The organism is Bradyrhizobium sp. LTSP849, from assembly GCF_000938255.1.
Classification (GTDB): Bacteria; Pseudomonadota; Alphaproteobacteria; order Rhizobiales; family Xanthobacteraceae; genus Bradyrhizobium.
In genome coordinates, this window is record NZ_JYMR01000016.1 from 97,973 (window position 1) to 113,523 (window position 15,551).

General features: G+C 56.5%; 16 protein-coding genes. 8 read left to right on the top strand and 8 right to left on the bottom strand.

Going from position 1 to position 15,551, the window contains the following annotated elements; all coding sequences use genetic code 11:
• Window positions 1–18: 18 nt before the first annotated feature.
• From phnE (UB31_RS12275) to phnC, 4 genes are read right to left on the bottom strand one after another with little or no spacing between them, the layout of a single operon-like run.
• Window positions 19–918 carry a phosphonate ABC transporter, permease protein PhnE gene (gene phnE, locus UB31_RS12275; RefSeq protein WP_050031526.1) on the bottom strand — a complete coding sequence of 300 codons (900 nt, stop codon included), beginning with the start codon at window positions 916–918 and terminating at the stop codon, window positions 19–21.
• A complete protein-coding gene (gene phnE / locus UB31_RS12280) occupies window positions 915–1,757 on the bottom strand; it encodes a phosphonate ABC transporter, permease protein PhnE (protein WP_044999871.1) in 843 nt (280 codons plus the stop codon). The genes phnE (UB31_RS12275) and phnE (UB31_RS12280) overlap by 4 nt, the downstream gene beginning before the upstream one ends.
• A 16-nt stretch (window positions 1,758–1,773) precedes the next feature.
• Window positions 1,774–2,688, bottom strand: coding sequence for a phosphate/phosphite/phosphonate ABC transporter substrate-binding protein (gene phnD / locus UB31_RS12285; RefSeq protein WP_044999872.1), 915 nt, complete (start codon window positions 2,686–2,688; stop codon window positions 1,774–1,776).
• Window positions 2,689–2,726: 38 nt separating this feature from the next.
• The gene (gene phnC, locus UB31_RS12290; protein ID WP_044999873.1) at window positions 2,727–3,500 is read right to left on the bottom strand and encodes a phosphonate ABC transporter ATP-binding protein; all 774 of its coding nucleotides are present in this window, start codon (window positions 3,498–3,500) and stop codon (window positions 2,727–2,729) included.
• Between the two features lie 248 nt (window positions 3,501–3,748).
• On the opposite strand from phnC, the gene argE reads away from it, so the two are divergent.
• From argE to lhpI, 3 genes are all read left to right on the top strand, one after another.
• Window positions 3,749–4,924, top strand: a complete 1,176-nt coding sequence (gene argE, locus UB31_RS12295) for an acetylornithine deacetylase (protein WP_082078503.1) — start codon at window positions 3,749–3,751, stop codon at window positions 4,922–4,924.
• A gap of 37 nt (window positions 4,925–4,961) precedes the next feature.
• Entirely contained in the window at window positions 4,962–6,038 is a 1,077-nt protein-coding gene (ocd, locus tag UB31_RS12300) for an ornithine cyclodeaminase (RefSeq protein ID WP_044999874.1), read from the top strand.
• Between the two features lie 99 nt (window positions 6,039–6,137).
• Window positions 6,138–7,067: a bifunctional Delta(1)-pyrroline-2-carboxylate/Delta(1)-piperideine-2-carboxylate reductase gene (gene lhpI / locus UB31_RS12305; RefSeq protein ID WP_044999875.1), complete on the top strand. Its 930-nt coding sequence runs from the start codon at window positions 6,138–6,140 to the stop codon at window positions 7,065–7,067.
• 20 nt (window positions 7,068–7,087) lie between these two features.
• Here lhpI and UB31_RS12310 read toward each other — a convergent pair whose 3' ends face one another.
• From UB31_RS12310 to UB31_RS12325, 4 genes are all read right to left on the bottom strand, one after another.
• Entirely contained in the window at window positions 7,088–7,696 is a 609-nt protein-coding gene (locus UB31_RS12310) for a LysR substrate-binding domain-containing protein (RefSeq protein ID WP_197087098.1), read from the bottom strand.
• A gap of 281 nt (window positions 7,697–7,977) precedes the next feature.
• The gene (phnA, locus tag UB31_RS12315; protein ID WP_044999877.1) at window positions 7,978–9,249 is read right to left on the bottom strand and encodes a phosphonoacetate hydrolase; all 1,272 of its coding nucleotides are present in this window, start codon (window positions 9,247–9,249) and stop codon (window positions 7,978–7,980) included.
• On the bottom strand, window positions 9,246–9,995 hold the full coding sequence (gene gph / locus UB31_RS12320; RefSeq protein ID WP_063775627.1) for a phosphoglycolate phosphatase: 750 nt from the start codon (window positions 9,993–9,995) through the stop codon (window positions 9,246–9,248). The genes phnA and gph overlap by 4 nt, the downstream gene beginning before the upstream one ends.
• A gap of 256 nt (window positions 9,996–10,251) precedes the next feature.
• The gene (locus tag UB31_RS12325; RefSeq protein ID WP_044999928.1) at window positions 10,252–11,142 is read right to left on the bottom strand and encodes a LysR substrate-binding domain-containing protein; all 891 of its coding nucleotides are present in this window, start codon (window positions 11,140–11,142) and stop codon (window positions 10,252–10,254) included.
• Window positions 11,143–11,310: 168 nt separating this feature from the next.
• Here UB31_RS12325 and UB31_RS41390 point away from each other — a divergent pair, with 168 nt between their 5' ends.
• From UB31_RS41390 to UB31_RS12350, 5 genes are all read left to right on the top strand, one after another.
• On the top strand, window positions 11,311–11,889 hold the full coding sequence (locus UB31_RS41390) for a hypothetical protein (protein WP_044999878.1): 579 nt from the start codon (window positions 11,311–11,313) through the stop codon (window positions 11,887–11,889).
• Between the two features lie 601 nt (window positions 11,890–12,490).
• Window positions 12,491–12,766 carry a hypothetical protein gene (locus tag UB31_RS12335; RefSeq protein WP_044999879.1) on the top strand — a complete coding sequence of 92 codons (276 nt, stop codon included), beginning with the start codon at window positions 12,491–12,493 and terminating at the stop codon, window positions 12,764–12,766.
• 278 nt (window positions 12,767–13,044) lie between these two features.
• The gene (locus UB31_RS12340) at window positions 13,045–13,773 is read left to right on the top strand and encodes a helix-turn-helix transcriptional regulator (RefSeq protein WP_044999929.1); all 729 of its coding nucleotides are present in this window, start codon (window positions 13,045–13,047) and stop codon (window positions 13,771–13,773) included.
• An 84-nt stretch (window positions 13,774–13,857) separates the two neighbouring features.
• Window positions 13,858–14,490, top strand: a complete 633-nt coding sequence (locus UB31_RS12345; protein ID WP_044999880.1) for an acyl-homoserine-lactone synthase — start codon at window positions 13,858–13,860, stop codon at window positions 14,488–14,490.
• Window positions 14,491–14,570: 80 nt separating this feature from the next.
• Window positions 14,571–15,530, top strand: coding sequence for a LysR family transcriptional regulator (locus UB31_RS12350; RefSeq protein ID WP_044999881.1), 960 nt, complete (start codon window positions 14,571–14,573; stop codon window positions 15,528–15,530).
• The last annotated feature ends 21 nt before the right edge of the window (window positions 15,531–15,551 follow it).

Sequence of the window (15,551 nt, forward strand, 5' to 3'; positions counted from 1 at the left end):
TGTTGAGTTCGACGCAGATCACGCGATCTGGCGACGAACAACTCGTGACGCGAAGTCAATCAAGGTGACAACCGCCAGAATCATCAGCACGACCATAAAGACTTGATCCCAAAGCAGCAGTTGCATCCGCTCCGAGAGCTCATAGCCCAATCCACCGGCGCCGACGACGCCAAGGATCGTCGCCGAGCGTGCGTTGCTTTCGAAATAGTAGAGTATGTTGGATAGAAAGAGCGGGAGGATCTGAGGAACATACGCCCAGCGCAGCAAAGTCAGGCGATCTGCACCACAGGACTGCACGCCCTCGATTTGCTTGTTGTCGATCTGCTCGATGATCTCAGAGAAGACTTTCGCGAGGACTGCACCGTCGGCAATGGCGATTGCCATAATGCCGGCGAAAGGCGTTAGGCCAACAGCGCTGACGAAAATCAACGCCCAGATGAGCACATCAACGCCCCGAACGAAGTCGAAAAGGCGTCGAACGACGAAACGAAGAGGCCAGACCCCCACAACGTTACTAGCGCCCAAGAAGCTGAGCGGAATCGCAATCACAGCGGCAAGCACCGTCCCGACGAAGGCCATCGCGACGGTCTGCCCCAAGGCGTACAGGAGTTCGGAAAAGTGCCCTCCCGCCGTGGGCGGTACCATCGACCTCAAAAAGCCACCAAGCTTCTCGAGCCCACGCGCCATCGACAGGGGATTCAAGCCAACTTTATATGCGGCACCGATGAAGACAGCGAGCCCGAGAAGCAGCAGTGCAACGCGCCTTTGTCGGGTACGCCGGTGAGCGATAAGAATCTCAGAGAGTGCGAGGTTGCTGGGCTGAGTCTGCCCAGCAGATGCGTTATCGCCGGGTTCGACGGCAATTATGGCCACTGCACTATTTGGCATGCGATCGTCCCGCTTTGATTCAGCGTTCATGTGAATAGCCGACGCGCGCGGTCACAGGTCATATCCACAACCATGACGGTGCAGATGATCATGAGCACGATTGCGCTGACGTCTTGATACTGAAAAGAGCGAATTGCGACGAATAATTCCTGCCCTATTCCACCAGCGCCGACCAAGCCAATGATGGTTGCCGATCGGATGTTCTTCTCAAATCGGAGCAGTGTATAACTGACGTAAGCTGGCGCAACTTGCGGCAACAGAGCAAAGCGAACGACAGAAAACCATCCACCTCCGGCGCTCTGAACGGCCTCGAATGTTTTGCCATCCGCAGTCTCGTTGACTTCCGAAAACAACTTGCCGAGCGAGCTAGCGGAGTGCAGAGCCACCGCTAAAATACCCGCCGTCGCCCCGAGTCCGAAGGCGAGCACAAAGGCCATTGCGTACACCAGACTGGGAACCGTTCTAATCAGCTCAAGCAAGCGACGAACGACGAAGTAGGCCCAGCCGCTCGTCAAGTTTCGTGAGGCGACGAAGCTAAGCGGGGCTCCGATGACGAATCCAATGACTGTGCTCAAGAATGCGATGAGAATCGTGTCCGATAACGCATTGAGCCAAGTGCCGGCAGACCAATACCAACTCTTCAGATCCGGTCCGACGGTATTGAAGTGGAGCGACGGCACCATCCTTCCGATGTAGTCTGCCGCCGCGGAAGCGCCGTCCAAGAGTGCCTGCGGGCTCACTTCGCCGATGCGGGCCGACAATGCCAACAGAACGATAAATACAGCGACTGCGCCAGTCGCCGAGATCAGCTCGCGGGCACGCTTTGATCTCGTAACTTCTTCGAATTCTATCAGGGATGACCAGGACATAAGGATACTCAGTTGGTCACTGCTTCCGCTTCGCAGCGAGGTTTTCTCTGATCATCGTGACGATCGGAACGTAGTCATCGTGGGTGATGGTAACGATTCCTTCGTATGTGCCGTCCCCAAGGCGCTTCAGAAGCGCGGGGTCAGCTTTCGGAAGATCAAGCAACGCTTTCTGAATGTCTAAGCGCATCGAGCTTGGCAGGTCGGAGCGTGCGGTGAACACATCCCCCTCAATCTTGGGAGACTTCCAGACGAGGCGGACGGCGTTGGGCGGAATAAGCCCTTTGCTTTCCATCCGTGTGACGTTGGTTCTCGTCTCCGCCGTGTACCAGGTTGCGGCGGCATCGTAGGTACCGTTATAGACCGCCATCACAGCGTTCTCGTGTGTTCCAGCAAAACCCGTCTTCGCGAAGAATTTTGAAGGATCCTTCCCCTCCTTGCGTAGGAAGAACGATGGCACTTCAAATCCGCTGGTCGAGTTCGGATCCGTATAGGCCAGCGTCTTGCCTTGCAGGTCATCAACGGTGCGATAGTTGCTATCGCTCTTGACGATGATCATCGAATAATAGCCGGTGTCACCGCCAGCGGCGACCACGGCCGCAATTGGCTCCACATTTGCCTGTGTCACCAACCACGCCTGGGCATAGCCGGCGGCGCCGAGATAGGCCAATTCAAGCCGTTTGGACCGCAACGCCTCGATCGTGCCTGCATAGTCCGTTGTTTGTCGAACCACGACTTTCGTACGAAGGGCGGAAGCCAAATATTCGGCCATTTCGCCCCACCGGCTCATCCCCTCTGCATTCTCGTTGGGGCGAACGGAAAATCGTATCTCTGGAAATTGAGTGCGCCAATCATCCGCGGCCTTTGCATTGGGTAGTTGCAGGCCTAGCGCAGCAGCAGCAGACAGCCGGAGAACATCTCGCCGAGTTTGCATCGATCCCTACTCCTGAAACTTTCGGGGGTGTCCGGCGGCTAATCGACGTTAGCCAATGAAGCGTCGAGCTCGCTCTCGGAGGCGACGCCATAGACTTGGCTCACCCTGGCCGGGCTAAGTTCGGTCGGGGAGCACTCAAACGCGATCCGTCCATCGACCATGCCAATGATGCGATCGCAGTAGTTACGAGCGGTATGCAAATTATGCAGGTTGCAGATAACCGTCAGCCCGCGCTCCCTGTTGATTTTTCGCAAAGCGTCCATCACCACCTTGGCGTTCCTTGGGTCCAGTGAAGCGACAGGTTCATCTGCCAGAATGATTTGGGGGTTCTGCATGAGTGCGCGCGCGATGGCTACGCGCTGCGCCTGACCACCCGAGATCCCGTCGGCCCGGTGAAGCGCTCGAGCTGACATGTCGAGCTCATCCAAGAGGCGGTACGCCTGTCGGCGCTCATCGTCGGAGAACACACCGAGCAGATTTCGCCAAGACGACCGACGAGAGACGCCGCCGATCATCACATTAGTGATGACGTCCACACGTTGAATCAGATTGAACTGCTGAAAGATCATCGCGCATTGCGCGCGCCAGGCCCGCAGATGCGCTCCTGAAAGACGAGCAATGTTGCGGCCGTCCCAGGTTAGCGATCCCGAACTTGGATCGATGAGGCGATTGATGAGGCGCAGGAGCGTGGATTTTCCCGCTCCAGACCTGCCAATGATCCCGACCATCTGGCCTTTGCCCACCGACAACGAGACACCATCAACCGCGCTGAGAGCACCGTAGGTTTTGGTAAGACCTTGGATCTGCAGCATTGCCGGAGCCCTTTTCCCAAGAGGCCTATCCTAGTTTCTAGGTAGCTAGACCTGTTGACGTATCTATACAGCTCAAATACAAAGCCACCCATCCTCACGTCAAGGTGAAATTTTGTGCTGCACTGCACGATATTCGGACAACTTTCTTTCGCGGCTGCGTCGCCAGTCTTGGATGTTGTTGAAGTCGGGCGCGCTGGCGGAAGCAAACAGCCCAGCCGCAAGCGAAACCGGCGCGGAAAGGCGAACCCATGAAACAACCGGGAGACCGCGCACTGAGCGAGAGCTTGTCGCGAATGGGAGACATTCTTGAGCGCTTGATCGCCTTCAACACGATCAGCGAGAGGTCAAACAAGGACCTTTCGGCGTATGTCCGCGACTATCTGACCGCGTACGATATACCCTTCGAAATATCGGAAGATCCGACCGGAGAAAAAGTCGCGATACTCGCGACTGTCGGGCCGATGATCAATGACGGCGTCGTGCTCTCGGGCCACACTGATGTGGTGCCGGTTACGGGCCAGTCTTGGACTTCGGACCCGTTCTTGCTGCGTCGTGACGGCGATCGTTTCGTAGGCCGCGGCGCCGTCGACATGAAGGGCTTTTGTGCCGCTGCCCTGGCCGCACTTCCCAGACTTCGAGAGCGTCCCCTCAAGAGGCCTCTTCATCTTCTTCTATCCTACGACGAAGAAACCAGCGGTATCGGCTCACTCTCATTCATCGAGAGTTTTGGCCGTGACCTACCTCGCCCCTCTCACGCAATCATCGGCGAACCGACCGAAATGCAGGTCGCTATCGCTCACAAAGGCCTCGTGAGCTACCAAACAAAGGTGAGTGGGATCGCTGCCCATGCTTCGCGGCCCGCCGACGGCGTCAATGCCATCGATATCGCCAACGAGGCAATGACCTTCCTCAGATGTGCCGCAACCGAGCTGCAGGCAGATCGCCTCAAAGATGCGCGTTTCGACCCTAGCTTCACAACTGTGCATGTCGGTTGGATCAACGGTGGGACGGCCGCCAATGTCGTTCCCAGCGATTGCACGTTCGAATGGGAGGTCCGAAGCGTCCCGGGGGTCGACGACGGACTGGTAAATGAAAAGCTCGATGCCTGGGCTGCGGCCACCTTGACCGCATTGCAGCCGACCGTGGATATATCGACGACAACTACCTGCATGCTCCCCGCTCTTTCGACGGACGCAAAGCACGCCGCCGTCTCCACTACCCTAAGACTGGCCAAACGAGATCAACCCTGCACCGTACCGTACGCAACCGAGGCTGGGCATTTCCAGCGTGCAGGTATTGCCGCAGTCGTCTGCGGGCCAGGCTCCGTCGAGCAGGCCCATCGCCCCGACGAATACATTCGGCTCAGCGAATTGCAGCGGTGTGGAGACTTTATCACGCAGCTTGGTGATTCCTTGTGCGTCTAAATCGTCCTAGCAAATCGCGCGAATTTGAGGCTCCGTAATGCCTGCCATTCAACTTGCCGTCCCGCTGCCCACGCCGCCGCTCAACGTCGTACCTTTCGTCAGCGTCGAGCGGATGATGCGACTCGTTTTGCAGACCGGCATCGAGCGATTTCTGGCCGAGCTCGCGGAGACTATTGAAAACGACTTTCGCCGCTGGAACTCCTTTGAGAAGCATTCTCGTCTTGCGGCTCACAGCCGAGACGGCGTTATTGAGCTGATGCCGACGAGCGACGGAGAGCTATACGCCGTCAAGTACGTGAACGGTCACCCCTATAACGGGCGAAGCGGACGCCAGACGGTCGCGGCATTCGGTGTCCTATCCGAAGTTTGGACTGGCTATCCAGTGATGATTTCAGAGATGACCCTTTTGACCGCGTTACGGACCGCGGCGACGTCAGCCATGGCGGCCAAATATCTTGCGCCGCAGGGCGCCAGGACGATGGCGATCATCGGAAACGGTGCGCAAGCCGAATTTCAGGCACTCGCGTTCAAGACCCTTCTTGGTGTCGACCAGTTCAGATTGTTCGATATCGATGCTTCCGCCAGCGAAAAGTGCGCTCGCAACTTGGCGAAGGCGGGCCTCTCGCCGAAGATCTTGCGCAGTCCGGAAGAGGCTATCGAGCATGCCCAGATCATTACCACGGTCACGGCAGACAAGCAGATGGCCACTATCTTGATCGACAACATGGTCGGGCCCGGTACACACATCAATGCCGTGGGTGGCGACTGTCCCGGCAAGACGGAGCTGCATCCCGATATCCTGCGCCGATCCGGTATTTTCGTGGAGTTCGAGCCGCAAACCAGGATTGAGGGAGAGATCCAGCAACTTCCCTCAGACCACGCGGTCGTTGAGCTCCATCGCGTCATCTCTGGAGAATACCTTGGCCGCACTTCAGGCAACGAGATCACATTGTTCGATTCGGTCGGCTTTGCGATCGAGGATTTCTCGGCCTTGCGCTACGTCCGTCATCTCTTGCGCGACACAACAGATTACGAGCCGTTGGATCTTTTGGCAGATCCCGACGACCCCCGCGACCTCTTCGGAATGCTCATGCGCGCCGAAGCGAGGCTTTGACCGGCCGATAGCTCGCCGATGCCGAACCTAAGCGGCGCTAAAAAGGTGATCGATGTCCGGGACGCGACTTGATCTTGTATCAAAATTATTGGAGCCCGCGTGCTACCCTATTTAACTGCTCCGGAGATCAACGCGGGGCTGGATTATCCCCGGCTCATCGATGCTCTTGATGAGGCCTTTCGTTCCCTGAGCGAACGCATGCCCGTCCGTCAACGCTATGATGTCGGGACGACGAGAAGTCCCGGTCATCTTTTGACGATGCCGGCTTGGGAAAGAGGCCACTCCTTAGGAGTGAAGCTTGTAACCGTATTCCCCGAAAACGCCGCATTCGGTCTCGGGGCAGTTTCGTCCGTGTATGTTTTGTTGAACGCCGTCACGGGCCAGCCACGCGCAATCATAGATGGCGAGGCGCTGACGAACCGGAGAACGGCCGCAACTTCCGCGCTGGCCTCACGCTACTTGTCGCGTTCGGACAGCTCGACCTTGCTGCTCGTCGGGACAGGTCGCCTGGCTTCATGCTTGCCCGAGGCTCATCGAGCCGTGAGGTCAATCAGCAAGATCATCGTATGGGGCAGGAGCAGGCAGCGCGCGATCACGCTTGCAAATGAGTTGATCAAGATGGGTTTTGACGCCCGAGCGACAGACGATCTCATAACTTCTCTGAATGAGGCGGATATCGTTAGTTGCGCAACGACCTCCCGCGAACCGATTGTGACAGGACGACATCTGCGGCCAGGGACGCATCTCGATCTGGTAGGCGCTTTTACACCAGATATGAGAGAGAGCGACGATGACGCAGTATGCCGCAGCCGGGTGTTCGTCGATACTATCGCAGGAGCGTTGACCGAAGCCGGCGATCTTCTTCAACCAATCGCCGCTGGCCGCTGGAGCGCCGACGACGTTTGCGCCGATCTTCATCAACTCGCCGCCGGGACCTCCGCGGGACGTCTTAGCCTTGACGAGATTACGCTCTTCAAATCCGTAGGTAGCGCGATCGAGGATCTGGTCGCAGCTTCGCTTCTGATCTAAAAGATACCTGATGGCTGCCCTCAGTGTTCCGTCATGGTATCGACAAGGAATTCGACAAACGCCTCAGCCTCCGGGGAGAGGGCTTCTTGGACAAGCACGTGGGCCTCTATCACCCCAATGTCCCAGCTTGCCAGCACCGAAATGAGACGCCCTTCTTTAATGTCATGACGAAGGATCGGTTGAGCGGAAATTACCAGACCCATGCCACCGATGCCGGCAGCCAGCGCTGATTCAGTATCCGTGACCGTGAGCGGTCCAGCAAGCCGAACCGAGAGATTTCTTCCGCGTTTCGTTAGAGTGAGGCGCACATCTTTCGGAATGTCCCCCCCGACGAAATGATGTGAAGACAAATCCGTCGGCACTCTCGGTACACCATATGTCTGCAAATAGTTGGGGGCCCCAGCCATCGTCAGGGGCCAGCTGCCCATCGATCTTGCCGACATTTCGCTGTTTGAGGGGCTGCCCAGGCAAACCGCGACGTCTGCTTCACCCAGACCTCGGCACCGTTCCTCTGTGCTCACTTGGATCGATAGAAAAGGGAATTTGCTCCTGAAAGTCTGCAGCCTGGGGATGATGATCCGGCTCACAAGGATCGAATCGGCCGCCACGCGCAAGACTTGGCTCGTCATTTGGGACCGCATGATTTGTCTTCTGGAAAGAGAATAATGGTATCGCGCCGCCTTACCTGTCGGACCATGTCTCACAGTCGGAAATACTCCAAAGTACGACCTAGCACCGATTGGGACGGTACTTAGAAAAGTGGCCGCTGCCCTCTGGGGCGGCGGCCAAGTCTATCGGGAGGAGGCAGACGACCGGTCTGCCAGCGGTTTCATGCACGACCACCGCGAACGGTGAGCGAATGGACGGTCCGCGGATCGCGGACCGTCGCTTTCGATAGGAACTCACGCGCTTAGTCCGCGACCCCGTTCAACGCAAAATCAAAAATGTCGTAGTTGTGCAGCGGTCCGGCATCCGCCTTCTTTTTGTACTCTTCGCTGATTGGACGAGAGATCAGGAATGGCACCTTCTGCTCGCCGAGGCCACCGTGAGAACGCAGCCGATGGCCGGCCAATTGGCTGAGATTATGATCTTCGCGCCGCGCACCGACCACGGTATGCCGATCGCTGAAGACCGCGAAATCTCCCTCACGGTCGATGGGTAACTCGAACTGCTTGCACACCTGCTGCTTGTCCAAGACCAGCTCGATCCCCGGCAATGTCTTGGTGAAAGCGATCATCGCCTGAACATCGCCGGCCTTTTGCAGGTGCACCCGAACAAAGGATCCGAGAGCTCCGTGATGACGAACGAAGGGGTCGGCAATCGGACAAATGACGCGCACCGAGCCATTGCCAAACCGAGAATTGAGTTCATCCTCTAGGTACACCACGTTCGGTGTGCCATCCTTGGCGGACTTGTCGTTCATGCCGTGGTCGGCGGTGATCGCAACCGTTGCCCCGAGCGCGATGAGGGATGCGACCGCTTTGTCGACGGCCTGATGGTACGCATCAGCCTCGGGCTCACCCGGCGCGTGCTTGTGTTGGACGTAATCAGAAGTCGACAGATACATCAGTTGCGGCTGCTCGGTGGACAAGATCTTCACGCCGGCGTCGAAGACGAAGTGTGAGAGATCTGCCGAGTATTGGTCCGGCGTAGCGCGGCCAACCAGCTTTTCGACGTTCTCGATGCCATTTTCCGCCAGATTGGCTTTGCCGGCGTACTCCGAGGAGAAGTTGATCCCCTTCATCTCGTAGGCGAGCACCTTCAACAATTTATCCTTGGCGGTCACAACGGCCGTCTTGGTGCCGGCACGGCTCAGCGCGCCTAGGATCGTGCCGCACCTGAGGCGCTTGGCATCGGTCACCATGATCTCCTCGCCGGTTTCGGCGTCGAGATAATAGTTTCCGTTGATCCCGTGCACGACCGGCGGAACACCGGTGACGATAGAGGTGTTATTCGTGTTGGTTGTGCTCGGCATCGAGCAATCTGCGACCGCAGCGAATCCATGTTTCTTGAAGGATTTCATCGTCGGCAACGTGCCGTTCGCAATGCCATGCTCAAGATAAGCTGGATCGAAGCCGTCGACGCAGATCACGACGGTCGGACGCTTGGGCGCCGCGTAATATCGTCCGTTCACTTCAACTCCCGTTCCGGGAATTTGTGAAGGGGAAAGGCGTTGGTTCATGGGTAGGACTCCTGCTTGGATGAGGTGGATGAAGCTGCGCCTGTTGGCACAGCATTGTTGATCGTTTCATTGTGAGGGAGGATCGTCTGGACGAGCCCCAGCAGCTGATCGAAGCGATCTACCAGGTGTTCCGCGCCAAACTCGGTCGGAGACCGGTGATGATAGCCATAGGTCACGGCCGTACACCGCATGCCGGCAGCATGGGCTGCTTCGACATCATGAAAATTGTCCCCCACCATCATGCATCGGTCGACCTGGACGCCCAATCGTTTGACCGCTTCGAGAATCGGAGCCGGATGGGGCTTGCGGAACGGGACGCTATCGCCGCCCACCACCACCGGAAAGAAGCCCGACATCGACAAAGCGCCGAGAATCTTCTTGGTGGCGATCACCGGCTTGTTCGTCACAAGCGCGAGCTGGACGCCACGACGTTTCAGCTCGGTCAGGGTCTCGACAACCCCAGGATAGGGGCGCGTAAATCTGGCGGGATTGGGCTGATAGATCTCGAGGAACCGGCGGACGAGATCCAGATTGTCCATGGGCATCGCATGTGCCGCCGCCAATGCTCGCTCGATTAGTTTGGGCACGCCATCGCCAATCATGACCCTGATTTCGACCGCCGTGATTGGTCTCAGGCCGATTTCGGCAAAGAGCGAGTTGACCGCGGCGCGAATATCTTCCGCGCTGTCGACGAGCGTGCCGTCCAGATCAAAGATGATCGCCCGTAGGGCGTGAGTCTTGAGCATGGCGGCACATTCTCGATTGAGGCGGTGAGTTTCAATCGAATAAAATGCACCGATATGTGAATTCTAGTCTCAACTGCACAATAGGGGACCAACCGCGTGCTCGCTCGGCGGGAGAGGCTCCGAGTATAATTCGGGGAACACGGACCAGGGATCGACTGGCGCCAGGAAAGTTATCCGCGCCTTCATCGCACGAGCGTACACACAGGCCGACCGGGACAGCATGCATATCGCGTCCGGCAGATGCAGCTCTCGTTCCCTACTTGCCGATCTCTTCTTTCATCCAATCAACGAAGCGGTTGACATGTCGGGGATCAGCTCTCGAAGTAGAATGCGCGAAATACTGCTCTCCTTTTACCACAATGTCAGGAAACGGGCAGCGCAGCTTCCATCTGCTCGGGCCAACGAAGAACTCTTTGGGTGCAACAATTGACCCCAACCCTTCGCGCACCGCGTGAATCGCCACGAACATGTGGTCAAACCGATGGCCGCCTTCGAGCAGATAGTCTCGCACCCCGGCTTCTTGCAGCCATGCTTCCCAGTGTCCCGGCCGCGTTGCCGACGTTATCAGAGAATGCCTCAGTATGTCGGCCGGCTTCTTAAGGGGGCGGCGTTGCAGAAGGACTTCTGCGCTGATGGGCGTCAGGTTCTCGGCAAAAAGCGTCGTGGTATTCTTGAGGTACGATCCAATTCGTTCAGCTATACCCCTCGTTATCACAAGGTCATTAGCCGATATGTCGGGGGTCTCTCCGGTCATACGTGTTGAGATCCAGACGGAGACGTTGTCGTAGCGCGCCTCGAAACGCTTCAGTCGGGGCATTAGAAAGTACATTGCGAATGTGGACGGGGCTTCTATGGCAAGGACAGTCTTACTACGCTGGCGTCTCACATACTCGCAAGCGGACCCGATATCCTTGAAGGATTGCCCCAATTGTTCCGCGAGGATTTTGCCATAGGGAGTAAGGGTAAGACCCCTCCCCTCACGAGTGAACACGTGTTGGCCAAGCCAACTCTCCAGCGCTCGAATTTGCTTGCTAACCGCTCCGTGAGTCACACCCAGTTCTTTCGCGGCAGAACTTAGACTGTGAGCTCGTGCGGCGACGGCGAACGCTCGAAGCGCGATGAGAGGCAACTCTCGTTCTTTGGTCACTGCGGCCTTCCTGATACCAGAGCTCACGTATTTTCGCTATATTAACGACTTTACGTCGGTCAGCAAACGGCTTGCAGCTTCGAAATGCTCGGCCCCTCGCGGAGGCAAATTGGCCCCAAATATAGCGTCTCGACATTTTCTCACAGCTCGCGCCCTTTTGTTCGCTTGATGCCCGACCGGCCCGCATTGGTAATGACGCGCCTCGGCGCTCACAGCATCACCGCAACCAGCCACATCGTGGAGCAGTTGCCGCCTCCTGCGGTGCTCACTCGCGATCAAAACGATTTAAATCGATGTCATTTACAATGCCTGATCTCGACCAATCGGTCCTTCAACGGCACCAGGAAATTGTCGGCGCATTACATCCTGAATTCATTCCAAGTCCTGCTCTTGCTCATACACGCAGATCTGAAGGGTTTGAAACCGGCGCTTCAATTCCACGGCCGCGCGTTCGGCACCGGCCTTGGTACGAAATTCGATCTTGACTTCCCCGTCGATCTCAAGAGCAAACAGTTTCGCCGGAGGCTCATCAAATTGCGAAGTCATTCCGATCCTTTTGAGTATGGGACGACTTGTTGCCAAAGCGTCCTTGTCGCCGACCAAGATCGCGATACTCCACAACGGGAGACCGCCTTAACGTTCTCTGAACAGATGTTGGTGGCCGACAATTTCTGCCCCGCCGATGATCGGTCCCGATTTCATCTTGTCATCAATTTCGAAAAATTCCGGTCGCTTACAATCGAATAGAACGCAACGACATGTGAATTTTTTTGCCGGGATAGGTGGCTCCGCGGGCCGAAATACTGCTGCCCGTCCCTTCAAATATTCTGAAAGGCTCGGCCGCACTTCGCCCTTAGTATCCGGCATTTTTCCGTGTAACCGCCGATCAACGCGGTCGCGGCCATCGGGGCCGACCAAGGGGCTCGCTCGAGAGCATGTTGATGCGAGACGATGTTCGAGTTCCGAGCGAGGGCATGCACTTGGCGCCGACTCAAACTCACATACCGTTTCGATTTATTCGATTGAACCTCCTTTCGCGAGCGATAGAAGAGCTTGCTCGCTGTTACGGCGCAATGGGGATGTCAGACATCCTCTCTTCCTCTAAGAACTATCGTGAATTATCGGCGAAGTGCCGACGCGCACCATCAACCTCCTTAGCCTGGCATCTACTTTTTTCGTCAATGCACAATGAAGTTTGGGCCGGTCGAATCGAACTTCAAGTTGAACTCGTTAAGCAGAGGCGATGGCTCGAGCGTAGCCAGCACGAACAACCCACAGGGCGCGCTTTCAGGCGTTGACCGTCTAGCGAATCGAAGATCGACGCTCTGAATGCAGATCAAGTTGCCACATGAAACGCCTTGAGCTTCATCTTTATGCCGATCCAGAGGCAGCAGCTCGCAAGCTCGTCGAGCTCGCTGCGAGCATCGTACCGGTCCAAGACGGTCGCATTCACATAGAGAAGTTGAACGCGCCGTTCCTTTACTCCCTGAAGGCCAGCGGGCCTGAGTTCGGCGCCGGTATCAGATATGCCGTCGAGAAAGGATGGCTTCAGCTTCACATGAGTGGAACATTCGTGCGACTGCTGAAAGACGGAAGTGATATGCTTGCGTCTACTGTTAAATGAACTCTAAAGGGTTCATTGGTTGACCACCGCGCGAGTCACCAGACCAACCATTTGGCCGTTATCAGATTGCCGGGTGATCGAGTCCTAGCAGATCGCTCCGATTCGAGCAGTGTATCCTCCGAAACGTTTTCGCAACGCGTGGTTTTTTATTCGATTGAAGAACGCTACGCGAGCTCTTTAAATGAATCGATCTGGCGAGATCGATGACAACCGGCTCCATGTTGCCAGCGTTGGCGATGATCGACGTTTCCGGCAGGAGCGGCGTAAAGCGCGACCCAATGCATCGCATCTTTCAACAATTCATTGATTCGTTGGCGGAAGCGCGCGACGCCGCTGAGTTTTCACAGACTATGGCGGCAGTCGCCAGTGCTCTCGAACTGTCATGCTTCGCCTATCTTGCACTCCCAGACACCAGAGATCGAAAACCTCGTCTGATCTCAACATATCCAAAGGAGTGGACGTTTCGGTATATTCAAAGCCGGTATGAGCTCATAGACCCTGTCATCATCCGAGCCCTTCGGACGGCCGAGCCGTTTCAATGGGGACGGGGAGTTGCCTCCAGCCAAAGCTCGCCGGCCCAGAAGCAGTTGCTCGACGAAGCGGCTCAGTTTGGAATTGGCATGGGATTTACAGTGCCAATCCACGATGGTCGCGGCCCGGTGGCTGCTCTGACATTCGCGGCCCGCGGACGCAGTTCAGTCTTCGAGGATCGCGTCCAGTCGCAAGCACGCGTTCTTCAGCTAATGGCACTGTTTTTTCATACTCACGTTCGTCGCACTCTCGCGAACGATCAGGCCGTAGGCGGAATTAGATTATCTCGCCGCGAGTTCGAATGCCTGGAGTGGGCGGCTCAAGGTAAGAGCGCCTGGGAGATCGGACGCATCCTCGGCATCTCGCGCAACACCGTAGCATACTACCTAGAAAGCGCGAAGAAAAAGCTAGGGGTCCGGACCATTGTTCAAGCGGCGACGCACCTAGCCGCTGCAAAAAAAGATAAGCGAAAATAGGACGCACATCCCCTACAACTGCAGGTAATGAATCTGACCAATGGTCCGCTCTAAAGGAGGTGATGTCGACCTTTGGAGAGATCTATGATTCAGCTCATCACGCAATCTTCTTACGGGGAATTTTCCAACACTCTCGTTGAGATGTATCGGCTGCGACATCGTGTTTTCAAGCTCCGCATGGAATGGGACGTTCAAACCAGCGGCGATATGGAGATCGACGATTTCGATGCGCTGCATCCCGCCTACCTAACGCAGCTATCCGACAACGGCCAAGTGCAAGGTTCGGTACGCCTACTCCCCACACTTGGTTCGACCATGCTTCGCGACACCTTTCCCGCGCTTCTTAATGGCCAACCCGCGCCGTCAACTCCTCACGTCTGGGAAAGTAGTAGATTCGCAATCGATGTTGCTACCAACGCCCCGAAAGGAGATCACGGCATCACTCGTGCCGCTTACGAGCTGTTTGCGGGAATGGTCGAGTTCGGGCTTTCGCGGCAGCTCACTGATATCGTAACCGTCACAGATGTCCGAATGGAAAGAATCCTTCGGCGCGCCGGTTGGCCCCTGCGGCGCATTAGCAATCCTTCTACAATTGGCAGTACCTCTGCCGTGGCGGGTTACCTTGTCATTTCGCGTGAGATTCTCTCCAACCTTCGTAGGGCTGGCGGTCTTTCGGCGCCGGCTCTTTGGACGCCAGTAATCTTTGCTGCCGCCTAGAACGATCCATGCCAACCAACGAAACGTCCCCGCCTAGAGCGGGGACACCGTGTCTTGCGGTTTGCTCCCGAGCTACGAAAATGACGGAAACTGAGATTAGGAACAATCGACGGAACGCAACAAGAGCTATTGAGCTGCAACAGCTTCGATTAGCCGTTGTCGCTTGTGACTACGGAAGCTTTCGTCGAGCCGCAGAAATGCTTTCAATCAAGCACACCGCCCTCAGCCGTTCTATCGGTCAGCTCGAGCATGTGGTCGGGACTTCGCTGTTTGAGCGCTCAAGCGGAGGAGTCAAGCCTACTTTCGCTGGCCGAGCGGTTCTGCGAATTGCACGGTTGATTTTGGAACAAGTCGATACCCTTGTCGACGCGGGCCAATCTAGTGGTCGCGGTGAAATTGGTCGCCTGGCGATGGGTTTCTGCACATCCATTTCGGCCGGGAATCTGCGAGCTACTTTGGGGGAATTCAAGAAGCGGCTCCCGCAGATCGAATTGGCAACGGTGGAACGCTCTCGCCTTCGTCTAATGACTGCCCTTCGTAGCGGGACCGTCGATGTAGTCGTCAGCCCTGGACGCCTGCTTTCGAAGGACACCATTGCATTGCCGCTCTGGAGCGAACGCATCCTGATCTCGCTGCCTCAGGATCACAGCTTAGCACCACGTGAGATCGTCTATTGGACCGATCTGCGTAACGAAACGATCCTTTTAAGTCAGTATGATCCTGGAAGAGAGCTTGAGACTCTCTTGATCTCGAAGCTCGTACTACCTGAGGACCGCCCCAAGATCGAACGTCACGACGTTGGCCGAGGCATCATCAAGAGCCTGATAAGTATGGGCATGGGGCTCAGCCTCGTGATGGAATCGGATATTGGAGCGAGCTTTGCTGGCTTGGTATATCGAGAGCTGCAGGACGGAACGGGACCAAGCCGGTTGGACTTCTATGCGCATTGGCGTGATGACAATGAAAATCCGGCTCTGAAGCGCTTCCTCAGCCTGTTAACAGAACGCTATCCCTCGCCCCCGCCGGTTCTCGGGGAATGATTGACTGGTTGCGCCTTTGCA

Excerpts from the sequence above, each read along its gene's own strand:
- phnE (WP_050031526.1), bottom strand. The coding sequence starts at position 918 with ATGAACGCTGAATCAAAGCGGGACGATCGCATGCCAAATAGTGCAGTG.
- phnE (WP_044999871.1), bottom strand. The coding sequence starts at position 1,757 with ATGTCCTGGTCATCCCTGATAGAATTCGAAGAAGTTACGAGATCAAAG.
- phnD (WP_044999872.1), bottom strand. The coding sequence starts at position 2,688 with ATGCAAACTCGGCGAGATGTTCTCCGGCTGTCTGCTGCTGCTGCGCTA.
- phnC (WP_044999873.1), bottom strand. The coding sequence starts at position 3,500 with ATGCTGCAGATCCAAGGTCTTACCAAAACCTACGGTGCTCTCAGCGCG.
- argE (WP_082078503.1), top strand. The coding sequence starts at position 3,749 with ATGAAACAACCGGGAGACCGCGCACTGAGCGAGAGCTTGTCGCGAATG.
- ocd (WP_044999874.1), top strand. The coding sequence starts at position 4,962 with ATGCCTGCCATTCAACTTGCCGTCCCGCTGCCCACGCCGCCGCTCAAC.
- UB31_RS12310 (WP_197087098.1), bottom strand. The coding sequence starts at position 7,696 with ATGACGAGCCAAGTCTTGCGCGTGGCGGCCGATTCGATCCTTGTGAGC.
- phnA (WP_044999877.1), bottom strand. The coding sequence starts at position 9,249 with ATGAACCAACGCCTTTCCCCTTCACAAATTCCCGGAACGGGAGTTGAA.
- gph (WP_063775627.1), bottom strand. The coding sequence starts at position 9,995 with ATGCTCAAGACTCACGCCCTACGGGCGATCATCTTTGATCTGGACGGC.
- UB31_RS41390 (WP_044999878.1), top strand. The coding sequence starts at position 11,311 with ATGCCCGACCGGCCCGCATTGGTAATGACGCGCCTCGGCGCTCACAGC.
- UB31_RS12335 (WP_044999879.1), top strand. The coding sequence starts at position 12,491 with ATGAAACGCCTTGAGCTTCATCTTTATGCCGATCCAGAGGCAGCAGCT.
- UB31_RS12340 (WP_044999929.1), top strand. The coding sequence starts at position 13,045 with ATGCATCGCATCTTTCAACAATTCATTGATTCGTTGGCGGAAGCGCGC.
- UB31_RS12345 (WP_044999880.1), top strand. The coding sequence starts at position 13,858 with ATGATTCAGCTCATCACGCAATCTTCTTACGGGGAATTTTCCAACACT.
- UB31_RS12350 (WP_044999881.1), top strand. The coding sequence starts at position 14,571 with ATGACGGAAACTGAGATTAGGAACAATCGACGGAACGCAACAAGAGCT.